Below are 15,118 nucleotides of genomic sequence, written 5' to 3' on the forward strand. Positions count from 1 at the left end.
TCAAACGCAGCCTGCGGCTTGCGCAAACGGCATGCGCGGGTTTTAGGGTCTGTTGACAATCAGCTTGCGAGCGGTTTTTTGAGTAAAAAATGCCCGAATGCAAGGAAAAAAGCGCAGCAAGGTTGGACACCTTGCGAGCATTTTTGACGCGGCAGGCAGGTGTTTTTTACCAAAAACACCGCCGCAAGGCTGATTGTCAACAGACCCTAGAGTTTGCATTCCGGCCATGTTTCGACCAGGCGGCAGTTGCCGTATTGGGCGTTGCATTGCTGTAAGGCTTGCGCTTGGGCGGCGGCATCGGTCATTTTGGGCAGACGCTCGCCCGCGCCGCGTTCGCTGTTGTCGGAAGTGGAATCCAGATAGCGGACAACGGAAAACCGCGCTTTGCCCGCGCCGCCGCTGCGTGCGGCGGCAATGCACACAGGGCTGGTTTCGCGCAGGAAAACGGCTTTGGGGCTGCATTGGGCGCGGCCGCCGTTGCGGGCGGTTTCGTTGCACAGGCGCAGGGCCTGGCTGCGGGCATCGGCGAATGTGGCGGGCGGTTTGCCGGACGAGCCGCTGCCGCCGCCGAGCGAGCCGTGCAGGCCGTCGGGTTCGAGGATGCCGACCACATGGCCGGGCTTGGGGGGATCGACCTTGATGTTGCCTAATCCCCTGGATAAATACGGATAACGATAAGGCTGCCCGCTGTAAGGCTGTACGTTGTTTGAAGTGCAGGTGGCGTGTCCGATGGGAACCATGCCGCCCTTGCCGTCGGGAATCATGCAAACTCCTGCACCTGAATGCAGTATGCCGCCCTGAGGGCAATAGCAGTCTGCGGCGGCGGGCGCGGCATACAGCGCGGCGGTGAGGGCGCAAACAAGGATGTGGGAGGGTTTGATCATGGGTATTCCTGTCTGACGGGAACGGTGTCCCGACTGTTGGGGTCTGTTGACAATCAACGTTTTGGCGGCTTTCCCGCCCTAAAACGGTATCTGCCGCGTTCAAAACATTTGCCGCACGGCGCGGCGTTGAGGCCGTCCCCGCCTACGCGGGGATGACGTTTCTGAAAGCGCAGCTTCAACGAAGTTATAGTAGGTACAGAACAAAAGTATCCAATGCAGGCCGGGCTTCAGCCCGGCAAAATATCAGGAAAATAGTGATTTAGCCGGGCTGAAGCCCGGCCTGCGATAGGTAGTTTCTATTTTGTTTCACTATAAAACCGGTTCAGCGGCGCAGCAAACGCTTTTTCAGACGGCCTAAATCCCTGCGCCCTGCCCACGCTGAGGCGGCCAGCCCCGCCGCCCACAAGGCGGCAAACAGCGGGAAGTTTTCCGCACTGCCGAACAGGGCGAAGGCGCAGCAGGCGGCGAGGCAGGCGGCGGTTGCGCCGTATACCGCGCCGCGCGGCAGGCTCTGCCACAATCGCGCGGAGGCTTCGCTTTTTAACAGGAAAAACAGCCAGAACGCCGAGGCCGAGGCCGCCGCCGCGCCGCGCGCGCCGTAGCGCGGCACCAGCGCGTGCAGCAGCGCGAGGGCGCAGCCGAGGGCGGCGAGGGAAACCGGCGGAATCAGGCCGTTTTTGCGCCGCACATTGATGCCGATGCCCGTGGCCTCGGTGAGCGTGTACAGCAGCGGCACCAGCATCACGGCGGGCAGGATAAAGGCTACGGCGGCATACTGCGGCGGCAGCACCCATGCGGCGGCGGGCGCGGCCAGGCCGCACAGGCACACGGCGGCGCACAGCGCGAAAGCCATCCGCCGCGCGATGCCGCCGATGTCCGCCGTTTTGTCTTCGGCCAGGTTTTGGAACACCAAAGGCGACCACACCGTGGCGAATACGCTTTGGAACACCGAGGCCGCCGCGCCGAAGTTCACCGCCAGCGCGTACACGCCCAACTCCTGCGCTCCTGCCAGATTGCGCAGCAGCCAGCGGTCGGCCGAGGAAAACGCCCAGTAAACCAGTCCGCCCGCCGCCAGCGGCAGGCCGTAGCGCAAAGCCGCCGGCAAATCCGCCGCCGCCCCCCGCGCGCGCGCCGCCGCCACCCATTCGCGCCGCGTCTGCCACAGCAGCAGCAGCGCGGCGGCCAGTTGCGAGGCGGCATACACCGCCAGCAGCGCGAAAGTGTCGGCACGCAAACCGAACACCGCCCACGCCGCCGCCGCCGCCAGCACCAGCAGCTTGGGCGCGAGCTGGGCAAAGGAAAAGGCCAACGCCCGCCCGTTCATGCGCAGAACCAGCGACAGATAGCGCGTAACGAGCAGCGCGGCGGCAAACAGCAGGCACAACGCGCCGAGCCGCGCATCCGGCAGCGACAGGATTTTTTCAGACGGCCACTGCGGCGCGAACAGCAACAGCGCGGCGCAGCAGGCGGCGCACAGCGCGAGGGGCGGCAGCGCGGCGGTTTTGAACAGCGCGGCGCGGCTGCGGCTTTGGTGGAACTCGCGGATGTAAAACTGATCCAGCCCCAGCCCCAGCACAATCAGCGCGAGGCCGGCGGCGGTCTGCACCAGCAGCACGCGGCCGATGTCCGCGCCGGAAAAACTGTGCGAGAGCAGCGGCAGGGCAAGCACCCCCGCCGCCGCGCTTCCGGCGGGGCCGAGGGCATAGGCCGCGAGTGTTTTGGCGTTCATGGGTCGGGTTTCGGGTCGGGGTCGGACGGGTTTTTCGGCAGGCGGGTTTTAACTTCGTTGAAGCCGCGCTTTCAGACGGCCTCAAAAGCCGCAGAGGCCGTCTGAAAAGGCGGTTCAGGCGCGTATGGCGGCGCGGACGGCGGCCAGGTCGGCGGGGTGTTTTTCCAGCTCGGATATACCGACGGCGCGCACGTCGGGACGCTGTTGGTAGGCGGCGAAGGCGGCGCGGTTGGCCGCGTCCAGATGGCCGAACAGCGCGGGGTGGCGCAGTTCGGCGTAGGAAAAGGCCATGCCCAGAAGGTGCATGGCGAAGTCGTCTGTGTGCGCGTCGAGCTGCGGCGCGTGTTCGAGGCCGCGAACGACGGCGGCGCGGGCGCGGGGGATGTGCGGGTGTTCGGCCATGCCTTCGGGCAGGAATTTGGCCAGCGAAAAGGCTTTGACCACTTGGTCGAGCAGGGCTTGCGCGTATCCGGCCACGGCGGCCTGATGCGCGCTTTGCAGCGGGTGGTCGAGCAGGAAGTCGGCGACGTAGGCCGTGCCGCAGATGGTTTCGCCGCCGTCGGTGAGCAGCGCGGGCACTTGCGAGAGCGGGTTGGCGGCGGTCAGCTCGGGCGGGGTTGCCCACGGGTCGGCAAAAGCAAGCTGCAAGCCGTCCATGCCCCGCGCCAGCGCGGCGAGCATGATGGCGCGGGAATAGGGCGAGGTGGTGCTGGTGTAGAGTTTCATGGTTTTCTCCTGTAAAGGTGCGGATTGTACGCCCGAGACTGTCTGAAAAAGGCGGTTCGGGCGCGGCGGCGGATTGCGCAGGGCGGCTCTTGCCCCGCTGTTGGCAGACTTTCTCCAAATGCCGCCCGCCGTGTATGCAATGGTGGGTCTTGACCTGCCCTGCAATGTTTCAGACGGCCTCAAAAGCCGCAGAGGCCGTCTGAAAAGGCGGTTACGGCGCGGACGGCTGCCGTTAGGGTAGGGTGTGTGGCGTAGCCGCGCACGCGGTATCGGGATGGGTTTTCAGACGGCCTTCCCGTTATGCGGCGGGGAACGCGTGCGTCGCCTCGGGGCGACACACCCTACGTTAGCGGCAGAGGCCGTCTGAAAAGGCGGTTGCGCCGGAATCAAAACGCTTATTCCGCTTCGGGTTGGCTGCCGCGCAGTTCGTGGAAGCGGGCGCGCCAGTCGGCGAAGCGGCCTTGTTCGATGGCTTCGCGCATTTCGGCCATGATGGTTTGGTAGAAATGCAGGTTGTGGATGGTGTTGAGCTGCGCGCCGAGGATTTCGCCGGCGCGGTGCAGGTGGTGCAGGTAGGCGCGGCTGAAATTTTGGCAGGTGTAGCAGGTGCAGGTTTCGTCCAGCGGGGCGGTGTCGTGTTTGTGTTTGGCGTTTTTGATTTTGACGTCGCCCAAGCGGGTGAACAGCCAGCCGTTGCGGGCGTTGCGGGTGGGCATCACGCAGTCGAACATGTCCACGCCGTGCGCCACGCCGTACACGAGGTCTTCGGGCGTGCCCACGCCCATCAGATAGTGCGGCTTGTGCGCGGGCAGCATGGGGCCGACGGCGCGCAGCATGCGGTACATCTCGGGTTTGGGCTCGCCCACAGACAGGCCGCCGATGGCGAGGCCGGGGAAGTCGAACTGTTCCAGCCCGCGCAGCGACTGTTCGCGCAGGTCTTCGTACATCGCGCCCTGCACGATGCCGAACAGGGCGTTGGGGTTGCGCAGGTCTTCAAACGCTTTTTTGCTGCGTTCCGCCCAGCGCAGACTCATTTGCAGCGAGGCTTTGGCCTGTTCGCGCGTGGCTTCGCCGGGGGTGCATTCGTCGAGCTGCATGGCGATGTCGGAGTTCAGCACGGTTTGGATTTTCATCGAGATTTCGGGCGAGAGAAACAGCTTGTCGCCGTTGATCGGGCTTTTGAAGGTGCAGCCTTCTTCGGTGAGCTTGCGCATGTCGGCGAGGGAGAACACTTGGAAGCCGCCGGAGTCGGTGAGGATGGGTTTGTCCCAGCCGATAAAGCGGTGCAGGCCGCCGAACTGTTCGATGACTTCCAAGCCGGGGCGCAGCCACAGATGGTAGGTGTTGCCCAAGATAATCTGCGCCTTGATGTCGGCAAGATTGGCGGGCGACATGGCTTTGACCGAGCCGTAGGTGCCCACGGGCATGAACACGGGGGTTTCGATGATGCCGTGGTTGAGTTCAAGCGTGCCGCGTCGGGCGTGGCCGTCGGTGGCGCGGAGGGTGAATCGGAGCATGGTGTGCGCTCGGGAAAACAAAGGGGCGGATTATACGGCAAGAGGCCGTCTGAAAACGTTTTCAGACGGCCTCAAACGGATGTTTACGCCCACTCGTCGGCAATCTCTTCCGCCTGCTGTATCACAAATTCCACTGCCGCCGCTTCTTCGTCGGGCGGGTATTTGTATTGTTTGAGGGCGCGTTTGACGAGCAGGCGCATCCGCGCTTTCACCGCGTCTTTGTATTTCCAGTCGATGCTGACCGATTTGCGCAGTTGGGCGGCGATGTCTTTGGCCAGCGCGGCGAGCACGGTTTCTTTCATCAGGCGGCGCGCGCTTTCGTTGCGGGCGAGCGCGTCGTAAAACGCCAGCTCGGCTTCGGAAAGCCCGAGTTTTTCGCCGCGCGCCAGCCGCTCCTGCAAGTCGCGGGCGAGGCTGACCAGCTCTTCGAGCACTTCGATCACGCTCAAATTGTGGTTGTTGTAGCGGTTGAGCGCGTCGTGCAGGCGGTCGGCGAAGTCTTTTTGCGCGGCGAGGTTGCTGCCTGCCGTTTCGCGGATTTTACCGTGCAGGTAGCGTTCGGCGGCGGCCACCCACAGGTGCGGCGTGTCGCTCGCTTTGACTGTTTGCAGGAAGTCGTCGGAGAGCAGATCGAGCCGCGCCTGCGGTTTGCCCAAGAGGGCGAAAAGGTCGGTTACGCCTTCGGAAACGATGTTTTGGTTGATGAGGGCGGTTAATTGCAGCAGGCGGTCGCCGCCCGTGCCGCCGCCGCGTTTGGCCAGCACGGCGCGCACGGCGTCGTAAAAGGCGATTTCTTCGCGGTAGGGCGCGGTTTCGTTCAACGCGCCGCAGAGGGCGTAGCCTTTTTTGGCCAAGCGCACGGCTTGCAGGAAGGCTTTTTGGCGCGGGCGGCTGCCGTCGGTTTGCCCTGCGTCGGGCAGGAAGTCGAGCGCGGTGATGTGTTCGGCGGCGCGTCGGATGCAGGCGAGCAGGGCGGCGGGCTGTTTCTCGGTTAAGGCCGTCTGAATATCGAAGGTTTGCCCGTTTACCGGCGTGGCAAACTGGCCGCGCACGATGTCCAAATGCTCCTGCATTTTGGCGAACACCGCGCCGATGTCGCGCGTCATTTCGCCTTTGCCACCGTCGCGGGTGTAGCGTTGCGCGGCTTTTTTGAGTTCGTCGGTGAGGCCGATGTAGTCCACGATCAGCCCGCCGTTGTCGCGGCTTTTGTTTTTGAACACGCGGTTTACCCGCGCCACGGCCTGCATCAGGTTGTGCCCCTGCATGGGTTTGTCGAGATACATGGTGTGGCAGCAGGGCGCGTCGAAGCCGGTGAGCCACATATCGCGCACAATCACCATTTGCAGCGGGTCGTCTGGGTCTTTGAAACGTTGTTCCAGCAGCTTTTTTTCCTCGCGGCTGTACACATGGCGGCGGAAGTCTGCGGGGTCGGTCGCGCTGCCGGTCATGATGATTTTGACCGCGCCGCCGTTCACATCGTCGCTGTGCCATTCGGGGCGCAGAGCGATGATTTGGTTATACAAATCCACGCACACGCGGCGGCTCACCGCCACCACCATCGCCTTGCCCGGGGCAACGCTGTTGCGCTGCTCGAAATGGGCGACCAAATCGGCGGCCAAATCGCGCAGGCGGGCATCCGCGCCGAGAATCTGCTCGTGCAGGCGCAGCTTCGCGCCGGTTTCGTCTTCGTCGCCGTCGATTTCATCCAAGAGGGCGCGGCTTTCTTCTTCCTTGAAATGCAGGCGGATTTGCCGCGCCTCATACACAATCGGCACGGTTGCGCCGTCTTCCACCGCGTCTTGCAGGTCGTACACCGACACATAGCGGCCGAACACTTCCTGCGTGTCCTTGTCTTCCAGGCTCAGCGGCGTGCCGGTGAAGCCGATAAACGAGGCGTTGGGCAGCGCGTCGCGCAAATGGCGGGCATAGCCGGCGCGCATCTGGCCGCCGCCGCCCACCTTCATGCCGAAGCCGTACTGGCTGCGGTGCGCCTCGTCGCTGATCACAATAATGTTGCGCCGCGCGTTCAATGCGGGAAAACGGTCTTCGTCTTCGCGCGGGGCGAATTTCTGGATGGTGGTGAAAAACACCCCGCCTGCTTCGCGCTCCGCCAGCGCGCGGCGCAAATCCTCGCGGCTGTCGGCCTGCACCGGCGGCTGTTTGAGCAAATCCTGCCCCGCCGTGAAGGTTTGGAAAAGCTGGCCGTCCAAATCGCTGCGGTCGGTAACCACCACCAGCGTGGGATTCTGCAACTCGGGCTGCGCCAGCAGCTTGCCCGCGTAAAACAGCATGGAAATCGACTTGCCCGAACCCTGCGTGTGCCACATCACGCCGATGCGTCCGTCGCCGCCCTCGCCCGAAGCCGCCAGCGTGGCTTCCACCGCCTCGTTTACGCCGTAAAACTGATGGTAGGCCGCGCATTTCTTCACCGTCCGTCCCCGCGCGTCGCGCTCGAACAGCACGAAAAAGCGTACATAATCCAGCAGCGTCTGCGGCCGCAGCAGCGAATGCGCCACCGCTTCCAATTCGTCGCCGAACGCTTGCCGCGCGCTGTTTTCCTTTTCGTCCACCACCCGCCACGGCACAAACCGCTGCCAGTCGGCCGAGAGCGAGCCCACCCGTGCCTCCGTGCCGTCGCTCACAATCAAGAGCTGGTTGTACACAAACAAATCGGCGATTTCCTCCTTATAGGTTTGCAGCTGGTTGAACGCCTTTTGCAAATCCGCCGCCGCATCCAGCGGGTTTTTCAACTCCACCACCGCCAGCGGCAGGCCGTTCACAAACAAAACCACATCGGGGATGCGCTTGCCGCCTTTGGCCGTGCGGATTTCGAGCTGGTTTGCCGCCGTAAAATCGTTTGCCTGCGGATTTTCAAAATCCGCCAGCCGCGCCATCGCGTTTTTCGTTTTCCCCTCCGCGCGGTAACTCACCGGCACGCCATGGCGCAGCAGCGCGTAAAAAGCGCGGTTGCGCGCCATCAAATCCCCCACATCCGCCTTCGTAACCGTGCGCACCACCTCGTCCACCGCCTCCGGCGGCAGCTCGGGATTGAGCCGCGCCACGGCAGCGGCCAGCAGCGGCAGCAACACCACCCCCGCCATGCCGCCGCGTGCAAATTCGCCCTCAGCGGTAGGCAAGGTTTTGCCGTACACGCAACGCCAGCCGAGTGCTTGGAGCTGTTGCAGGAAAGTGTTTTCAACCAGTTCTTCATTGATTTTCGGGAGCATGGGGATTCCTTTGCGTTTGGGGTAGTGAGGCCGTCTGAAAAACGGGTTTCAGGTAGCCTTTTTTCAGGTAGCCTTTTCAGACGGCCTTTGCCGACGGGGTAGGGTGTGTGGCGGTTTTTCAGACGGCCTCTGTTGCTGCGGTAGAGTGTGTGGCTCTGCCACGCACGCGGTTTGCGGGTTGCGGCGGCGGGGTGTGCGTCGGTTTTTCAGACGGCCTCTGTTGCTTGCGGCGGCTTACTCCCTCTCCCGCTTGCGGGGGAGGGTCGGGGTGGGGCTGTTGCCGCTTCGGCGGACGGCGGCGAAAGCAGTTCTGCGAACTGCCACCCCCTCCCCAACCCTCCCCCGCGCGGGCGCAGGGGAGGGGCAGAATGGCGGTTTGGTTTTTTCAGGCTGCCTTTCAGACGGCCTGTTCCTGCATAAATTCCAAGTAGCCAAGTAGGTCGGGCATTTATGCCCGACGCTTTTAAATTTCCGGCATATGGCCTATCAGACAAATATGCCGGTGTTTGTCGGGCATAAATGCCCGACCTACTGCTTTCAGACGGCCTCTACCGTAGGTCGGATACTTGTATCCGACAAATGCACGGGCGGCATCAAGGGGTGTTTTTCCCCTGCGGGGAAACGTCGGATTCGAGAATCCGACCTACGGCTCGGTTTGGCGGTTTTCAGACGGCCTCTGAGGCCGTCTGAAAAGATGTGTCGGCGGGCAGTTCGCCGTTTAGGAGTTTGGGCAGGAGGGTGTCTCGGACATTTTGTAACCTTACGCTTTGTTTAATATTTTCGTTTATTTTGGCAAATATCGATTCAGAAATTTCAGCAAACTTTTTCAACAAAAATTCGTTGGGAACAGCAATTTCAAAACTAGGGACGGCATCTTTACCAAGATGAAGAACAGTTGTTCCAGTGCAAAAAGACTGGGTATGAGCCTGAAAAGCAACAGTCATTGCCATGCAGTAAAGGAAATATTTGTAAACGCTGTTATTTGGCCTGACTACACCAACATCCAAAGAAATAATCAAATGTTCATAGCGGTTATCCGACATAACCATTGCAGGTTTTCCAATAACATCTGCTGCCTGTGTTACGTCGGTATAAGCAATAATTAAATCACCCGCAAAAACTTCCTGCTCTGGTTTATAAGTTCCTGTGTATTCTTTCAATCCATCCAAACGGTAACCGCCGCCACGATTAAAGGATTTAAGCGTTACCAAAGCTGTTTTTGAGGATTCTAATTCACTGCTTTTATAGGATTTTCCTTTGATGACTTTGGCAATATCGCCCACTTTTTTCACCTCCCACCCCGCCGGCACTTCGCCGTAGCTGTCTATGGAAACGAGGGCGGAGGGGAAGGCGGCGGCCAGGGTGGCGAGTTGTTGGTGGCGGGCGGGGTTTTGTCGGGCAAGGGCGGCAAGGGCGGCGGGGGGGTGGCCGCTGAGGGCGGACATGGCGGCGGTTTCGGCTTCTTCTTGGCTGCCGCCCGCCGCCAGCACGGCGGCTTTGGCGCGTGTCGGCTCGAAATCGACAAACCAGCTTTTGTAGAGGGCTTGGGCTGTTTGTTCGAGAGTTTGGTTGGTTTGGGTGTTGAGGTGGATTTTCTTGTGGATAGCTCGCGTAACATCTACGATTACATCTAAATAGTTCTCTGGCGGTAATGCAATAACCGCATCCTCAATTTCAATAGGATTAAAAGCAGGATATGCAGCACCATCCGCAACAGCTACTAAATGCGCCGTGAATATATCTGAGGTTATTAGAGCATATAAATACCAAGCCAGTTTTTCACTATCTGCACTAATGACACAAAATCCTGTTGATGCAATCAGGTTAGAACCTGCTTCTTCAATGAAAGCAAACTGTTTGAGGTTTGGACGAACCGTTGAAATAATTATGTCATTATTAGTCAGGGTGCGTTTGGCTCTTGATGGTGCATCCTCTATTTTTATCAGTGTAGGTTCTTCAAATTTACCCGTGGAAGTTGAAGAAATATCTATGTACCTGATGTCAGTCAGGGCAGATTTTTTTGTAAGCGTTTTACCATTAATTTTGGCAATATCGCCTAACCTTATAAATTGCCATCCGCTGGGTAATTTAAATCCTGTATTCCTAATATCAAAAGCCATAACCCAACTCCTCCAAGTTCTTTTTAATCTGTGCTTCCAGTTCCGCGCCCTGCGCGAATTGTTCGTTGAGCTGTTTGGTCAGCCGTGCCATTTTTTCGACGAAGGGTTCGCTGTCTGCTTCGGCTTCCACTGTGCCGACGTAGCGGCCGGGCGTTAAAACATAGTCGTTGCGGGCGATTTCTTCTGTTGTGGCGGCGTGGCAGTAGGCGGGCTGGTTTTGGTAGCGGTCGGCTTTTTGCCAGCGGTGGTAGGTGTCGGCGATGCGTTCGATGTCGGCGGGGGCGAGGTCGCGTTGGGCGCGGTCTTTCAGGTAGCCCATGTTGCGGGCGTCGATAAAGAGGGTTTGGCCTTTTTGCGGTTTGGCTTTGTGCAGTATCCAGATGCAGGCGGGGATTTGGGTGTTGGTGAAGAGCTGGCCGGGCAGGGCAATCATGGCTTCCACTAAATCGGCTTGGATGAGGGCGCGGCGGATGTCGCCTTCGCCGCTGCTTTGGCTGCTCATGGAGCCGTTGGCGAGCAATAAGGCCATGCGGCCGGCGGGGGCGAGGTGGTGGAGCATGTGTTGCAGCCAGGCGTAGTTGGCGTTGCCTTCGGGCGGGGTGCCGTATTGCCAGCGGGGGTCGCCGGCGAGTTCTTCGCTCCACCAGTCGGAGGCGTTGAACGGGGGGTTGGCCATGACGAAGTCCATTTTTTGGTCGAGGTGCTGGGGAGCGGTGAAGGTGTCGGCGTTGCCTTTGCCGAAGTTGTATTCGAGGCCGTGGATGGCCATGTTCATGGCGGCGAGTTTCCAGGTGGTGCGGTTTTTTTCCTGGCCGTAGATGGAGATGTTGCCGGTATTGCCTTGGTGGGCGCGGATGAAGCGTTCGGTTTGGATGAAGAAGCCGCCGCTGCCCATGGCGGGGTCGTACACGCGGCCTTGGTAGGGTTCGAGCAGGGCGACGATGAGGGAGACGATGGCTTTGGGGGTGAAGTATTGGCCGCCGCGTTTGCCTTCGGCCAGGGCGAAGCGGCCGAGGAAGTATTCGTAGACGTGGCCGAGGATGTCTTTGGCGGTGAGTGTGCCGTGGCTTTGGAAGGTGTTTTGGCTGAAAAGCTGGATGAGGCCGATGAGGGTGTCGCCGCGCACGCCGTAGCCGCTGATGCGTTCGAGCACGCCTTTGAGGCGGGGGTTGTCTTTTTCTACGGCGTCGAAGGCGTTGTCGATGAGTGCGGGCACGCTGTTGAAGCGGCCGCCCCAGGGCAGTTCCGCGCCGTTTTCAAGCAGGGCGGCAGCGGCGATTTCGTGCCAGCGGGCGGGACGGGGCACCCAGAAGACGTTGTCTTGGGTGTAGTAGTCGCGCTCTTCGAGTTCGGCTTCGAGGGCGGCTTGGTAGTCTTCGGGGCTTTCGTAAAGCGCGGGATCGAGATAGAGGGGGTTTTCGGGGTTTTGCAGGTCGGCAAGGATTTTGCGCTGCTGGGCGGCGAAGGTGTCGGAGATGTATTTGAGGAAAATCAGGCCGAGGACGATGTGTTTGTAGTTGGCGGCGTCCAGCTCGGAGCGGAGCTTGTCGGCGGCTTTCCAGAGGGTGTCTTCGAGGCTGTGGAGGAAGGTTTGCGTTTCAGCGGCTAAATCGGGCTGTTGGCTGTTGGCTGTTGGCTGTTGGCTGTTGGCTGTTGGCTGTTGGCTGTTGGCTGTTGGCTGTTGGCTGTTGGCTGTTGGCTGTTGGCATTATACTACAAATCCTTTTTATTTCAAATAGTTAAATAAGAAAATAAAGGCATAGGGTTGGGATTGGCGGCGATTTTAGCAGACGAACGGCGGACGGGGTTTTGTTTTACAATCGCGCTTTTTGCCGGGGATGCCGCCATGTCTGTTCCTTTTCTGCCGCCGCACGACTACCGTTTTCCCGACCCTGTTTTCGCGCCGCGCGAAACGGACGTGCTGGTGGGGGTGAGCGGGGATTTGGATGCGGGGCGGCTGCTGGCGGCCTACCGCGCGGGGGTATTTCCGTGGTTTGCCGAGGGCGGGTTGTTTTACTGGTTTGCGGTGTCGCCCAGGGCGGTGCTGCTGCCGCAGAATCTGCATGTGGGGCGGTCGCTGGCCAAGACGCTGCGCAATCGGGCGTACCGGGTTACGGCGAACCGCTGTTTTGCGCGGGTTATCGCCGCCTGCGCGGGCAAGGCGCGGCCGGGGCAGGAGGGGACGTGGATTGCGCCGGAATTTCAGACGGCCTATGCTCGGCTGCACGCGCTGGGGCATGCGCATTCGTTTGAGTGCTGGCTGCCCGATGCGGGCGGGCGTTTGCGGCTGGCGGGCGGCTTTTACGGGGTGCAGATCGGGCGGGTGTTTTACGGGGAGTCGATGTTTGCCGACGCGCCGGACGCGTCGAAAATTGCGTTTGCCTGCGCCGTGCCGTATCTGGCGGGCTGCGGCGTCGCGCTGATCGACTGCCAGCAGGACACGGAACATTTGCGCCGCTTCGGTTCGCACACGGTGGGCTTCGCGGATTTTCAGACGGCCTTGCGGGATTTGAACGAAGAGCCGCTCTGGCGGGAAATCGGAAGGATGGTGGCGGATACGGGGTGCGCGGGGATGGTTGAGGCCGTCTGAAAACGGGTTTCGGCCGTTTGGGCGGGAAGGGAAGATGAGGCCGTCTGAAAAGCCCGAATTCCCAGTAGGTCGGGCATTTATGCCCGACGTTTTTGAATTGGCCGGTATTGTTCGGTCGGGCATGAATGCCCGACCTGCAAACTTTCAGACGGCCTTTTTGGTGTTCAGACGAAGGCGGCGATGACGCCGTAGATGCAGAAGAAGACGATGGCGGCGGCGGCTTTTTCAAAGGGGCGGCGGGGGAGGAGGGCGGAGGCGGCGATGCCGGATGCCCAGGCGGCGAGGATGGCGTACATGCGGCGGTAGAGCCAGATTTCGGCGGCGGCGTGGTTGCCGGTCATGGTTTTGAAGTCGGCCAGGGCGAGGGCGCGGCTGCTGCACCAGGCGGCGTAGGCGGTGAGGAGCAGGGCGGCGGTGTAGAGGAGGGCGGGGAGGAGGCGTTTCATGGGGTGTTTGTGCTTTTGAGGCCGTCCCCGCCTGCGCGGGGATGACGTTTCTGAAAACGGGTTTTGGCTGCGCAGAAGCTGCGCTTTCAGACGGCCTTTCGGGTTTACAGCCAGCCGGCGGTTTCGTGGCAGACGATGTCGGCGAGGGTGTCGATCCAGAGGGGGTTGTCGTTGAGGCAGGGGATGTAGCGGTAGGTTTTGCCGCCGGCCTGGTGGAAGGTTTCGCGGCCGTCGAGGGCGATTTCTTCGAGGGTTTCGAGGCAGTCGGAGACGAAGGCGGGGCAGATGACGTCGAGTTCGTCGGTGCCGTTTTTGGGCAGGCTTTTGAGGAGGTCTTCGGTGGCGGGTTCGAGCCATTTGCCGCCGCCGAAGCGGCTTTGGAAGGCGGCGGTGTATTGGTCTTCGCGCAGGCTGAGGGCGGCGGCGAGCAGGCGGGCGGTTTCGCGGCATTCTTGGGGGTAGGGGTCGCCGGCGTCGGCGTGGAATTGGGGGATGCCGTGGAAGCTCATGAGCAGGTGTTTGCCTTTGCCGTGCTGCTGCCAGTAGGCGGACACTTGGGCGCGCAGGGCTTCGATGTAGCCGGGGTGGTTGTGGAAGCTGCGGACGGTGCGTATTGCGGGCTGGCTGCGGGTGTGGAGCAGGGCGCGCCAGAGGGTGTCGAGTGCCGCGCCGCTGCTGGATGCGGCGTATTGGGGGAAGAGGGGGATGGCGAGGATTTTGTCCGCGCCTTGGGCTTTGAGTTCGGCGAGGGTGTAGGCGATGTCGGGCAGGCCGTAGGTCATGGCGCAGCGCACGAGGGCGGTGTCGGGCAGGCGTTCGGCGAGGGCTTTGGCCTGGCGTTGGCTGTATATGAGCAGGGGGGAGCCTTCTTTGAACCAGATTTTTTTGTAGTGCGCCGCGCTTTTTTTGGCGCGCAGGGGGAGGATGAGGCCGCGCAGAAGGGGCTGCCAGAGGATTTCGGGCAATTCGATGACGCGGGGGTCGGAGAGGAATTGGCGCAGGTAGGGGCGGACGGCTTGGGCGGTGGGGGCGGCGGGGGTGCCGAGGTTGAGGAGGAGGATGCCGGTTTTGCGGGGGGCGGCGGCGGGGAGGGCGGGTTCGGCCTGATAGCGTTTTTTCACGGGTTTTCCTTTTCGCTGTGTTGCTGCGGCGGGTCTGTTTCAGACGGCCTGTTTATTGGGAGGCGGTTTGCTCGGAGGCGGTATCTTCTGCGTCGGAGGCGGCGGAGGCGGTTTCGTCGGGGGCGTCGGCGGGGGCGGTGTAGTCTTTGTCGGGGTCTTTGAGGGGGGTGGCGGCTTCCTGGTCGCGGATTTCGGACGCGCCCGGTTCGTTGTCGGCGGGGGCTGCGCCGCAGGCGGCAAGGAGGAGGGCGAGGAGGACGGCGGGGCGTTTGGGCATGGTGTCGGGTTTGGTGAACGGGTTTGCGGTTTTTTCAGACGACCTGTGAGGCCGTCTGAAAAAGGGGGCTATTTCTGCGCGGCGGTTTGCAGCAGCCATTGTTGGGTTTGTTTGATTTTTTGTTTGGCTTCGGGGGTGCAGCCTTCGGCGGTAAACAGTTTTTCTTGTTGGGCGCGGCCTTTGGCGTAGGCGGCGGCTGCGGTTTCGGCGATTTTTTGGTCGCTGAGTTTGAGGCCGGCGGCGGCGGCGGACTGTTTGAGGCCGCGCAAAAGGGCGGTGTGCAGTTTGCCGCCGGGGGCGTAGAAGGGGTCGTCTTTTTTCGAGATACCGCAGGCTTGGGCTTCTTTGTGCAGGCTGCCGGCGAGTTGAGCGAGGTCGGTAAGGTCGACGAAACGGGCGCGCGCGGCGGCGGGGTCGGGTGCGGCTTGGGCGGTGAGGGCGGCGGTCAGCAGGAGGGCGGGGAGGGCTTTTTTCATGGGCG

The 15,118-nt window shown here is 61.4% G+C and carries 12 protein-coding genes; 1 reads left to right on the plus strand and 11 read right to left on the minus strand.

The annotated features are described in order from the left end of the window. Positions 1-206 precede the first annotated feature (206 nt). The 7 genes from H3L91_RS02970 to H3L91_RS03000 form a co-directional block, all read right to left on the minus strand. Positions 207-884, minus strand: coding sequence for a hypothetical protein (locus H3L91_RS02970; RefSeq protein ID WP_007341998.1), 678 nt, complete (start codon positions 882-884; stop codon positions 207-209). A 322-nt stretch (positions 885-1,206) separates the two neighbouring features. Beyond that, positions 1,207-2,613 carry a lipopolysaccharide biosynthesis protein gene (locus H3L91_RS02975; RefSeq protein ID WP_007341999.1) on the minus strand — a complete coding sequence of 469 codons (1,407 nt, stop codon included), beginning with the start codon at positions 2,611-2,613 and terminating at the stop codon, positions 1,207-1,209. Between the two features lie 114 nt (positions 2,614-2,727). After that, complete coding sequence (locus H3L91_RS02980; RefSeq protein ID WP_007342000.1) at positions 2,728-3,339, minus strand: glutathione S-transferase N-terminal domain-containing protein; 612 nt, start codon at positions 3,337-3,339, stop codon at positions 2,728-2,730. Positions 3,340-3,734: 395 nt separating this feature from the next. Next, entirely contained in the window at positions 3,735-4,856 is a 1,122-nt protein-coding gene (tgt, locus tag H3L91_RS02985) for a tRNA guanosine(34) transglycosylase Tgt (RefSeq protein ID WP_040658695.1), read from the minus strand. An 83-nt stretch (positions 4,857-4,939) separates the two neighbouring features. Next, a complete protein-coding gene (locus H3L91_RS02990) occupies positions 4,940-8,083 on the minus strand; it encodes a type I restriction endonuclease subunit R (RefSeq protein WP_007342003.1) in 3,144 nt (1,047 codons plus the stop codon). Between the two features lie 665 nt (positions 8,084-8,748). Next, positions 8,749-10,203, minus strand: a complete 1,455-nt coding sequence (locus tag H3L91_RS02995) for a restriction endonuclease subunit S (RefSeq protein ID WP_007342005.1) — start codon at positions 10,201-10,203, stop codon at positions 8,749-8,751. Further along, complete coding sequence (locus tag H3L91_RS03000) at positions 10,193-11,734, minus strand: class I SAM-dependent DNA methyltransferase (RefSeq protein ID WP_182109906.1); 1,542 nt, start codon at positions 11,732-11,734, stop codon at positions 10,193-10,195. Before H3L91_RS03000 ends, H3L91_RS02995 begins: the two co-directional genes overlap by 11 nt. Before the next feature lie 315 nt (positions 11,735-12,049). On the opposite strand from H3L91_RS03000, the gene aat reads away from it, so the two are divergent. Further along, complete coding sequence (gene aat, locus H3L91_RS03005) at positions 12,050-12,793, plus strand: leucyl/phenylalanyl-tRNA--protein transferase (RefSeq protein ID WP_040658697.1); 744 nt, start codon at positions 12,050-12,052, stop codon at positions 12,791-12,793. Positions 12,794-12,957: 164 nt separating this feature from the next. Here aat and H3L91_RS03010 read toward each other — a convergent pair whose 3' ends face one another. The 4 genes from H3L91_RS03010 to H3L91_RS03025 form a co-directional block, all read right to left on the minus strand. Continuing rightward, complete coding sequence (locus tag H3L91_RS03010; RefSeq protein ID WP_040658699.1) at positions 12,958-13,239, minus strand: hypothetical protein; 282 nt, start codon at positions 13,237-13,239, stop codon at positions 12,958-12,960. A 104-nt stretch (positions 13,240-13,343) separates the two neighbouring features. Then, positions 13,344-14,360, minus strand: a complete 1,017-nt coding sequence (hemH, locus tag H3L91_RS03015) for a ferrochelatase (protein ID WP_007342009.1) — start codon at positions 14,358-14,360, stop codon at positions 13,344-13,346. A 52-nt stretch (positions 14,361-14,412) separates the two neighbouring features. After that, positions 14,413-14,736, minus strand: a complete 324-nt coding sequence (locus H3L91_RS03020) for a hypothetical protein (protein WP_154647182.1) — start codon at positions 14,734-14,736, stop codon at positions 14,413-14,415. Further along, on the minus strand, positions 14,706-15,113 hold the full coding sequence (locus H3L91_RS03025) for a hypothetical protein (RefSeq protein ID WP_040658703.1): 408 nt from the start codon (positions 15,111-15,113) through the stop codon (positions 14,706-14,708). The genes H3L91_RS03020 and H3L91_RS03025 overlap by 31 nt, the downstream gene beginning before the upstream one ends. Between the last annotated feature and the right edge of the window lie 5 nt (positions 15,114-15,118).

This window comes from Neisseria bacilliformis, assembly GCF_014055025.1.
Taxonomy (GTDB): domain Bacteria; phylum Pseudomonadota; class Gammaproteobacteria; order Burkholderiales; family Neisseriaceae; genus Neisseria; species Neisseria bacilliformis.

What these genes read in the sequence shown, in the direction of transcription:
- H3L91_RS02970 (WP_007341998.1), bottom strand. Translation starts at nt 884, where the DNA reads ATGATCAAACCCTCCCACATCCTTGTTTGCGCCCTCACCGCCGCGCTG.
- H3L91_RS02975 (WP_007341999.1), bottom strand. Translation starts at nt 2,613, where the DNA reads ATGAACGCCAAAACACTCGCGGCCTATGCCCTCGGCCCCGCCGGAAGC.
- H3L91_RS02980 (WP_007342000.1), bottom strand. Translation starts at nt 3,339, where the DNA reads ATGAAACTCTACACCAGCACCACCTCGCCCTATTCCCGCGCCATCATG.
- tgt (WP_040658695.1), bottom strand. Translation starts at nt 4,856, where the DNA reads ATGCTCCGATTCACCCTCCGCGCCACCGACGGCCACGCCCGACGCGGC.
- H3L91_RS02990 (WP_007342003.1), bottom strand. Translation starts at nt 8,083, where the DNA reads ATGCTCCCGAAAATCAATGAAGAACTGGTTGAAAACACTTTCCTGCAA.
- H3L91_RS02995 (WP_007342005.1), bottom strand. Translation starts at nt 10,203, where the DNA reads ATGGCTTTTGATATTAGGAATACAGGATTTAAATTACCCAGCGGATGG.
- aat (WP_040658697.1), top strand. Translation starts at nt 12,050, where the DNA reads ATGTCTGTTCCTTTTCTGCCGCCGCACGACTACCGTTTTCCCGACCCT.
- H3L91_RS03010 (WP_040658699.1), bottom strand. Translation starts at nt 13,239, where the DNA reads ATGAAACGCCTCCTCCCCGCCCTCCTCTACACCGCCGCCCTGCTCCTC.
- H3L91_RS03020 (WP_154647182.1), bottom strand. Translation starts at nt 14,736, where the DNA reads ATGGCTGCTGCAAACCGCCGCGCAGAAATAGCCCCCTTTTTCAGACGG.
- H3L91_RS03025 (WP_040658703.1), bottom strand. Translation starts at nt 15,113, where the DNA reads ATGAAAAAAGCCCTCCCCGCCCTCCTGCTGACCGCCGCCCTCACCGCC.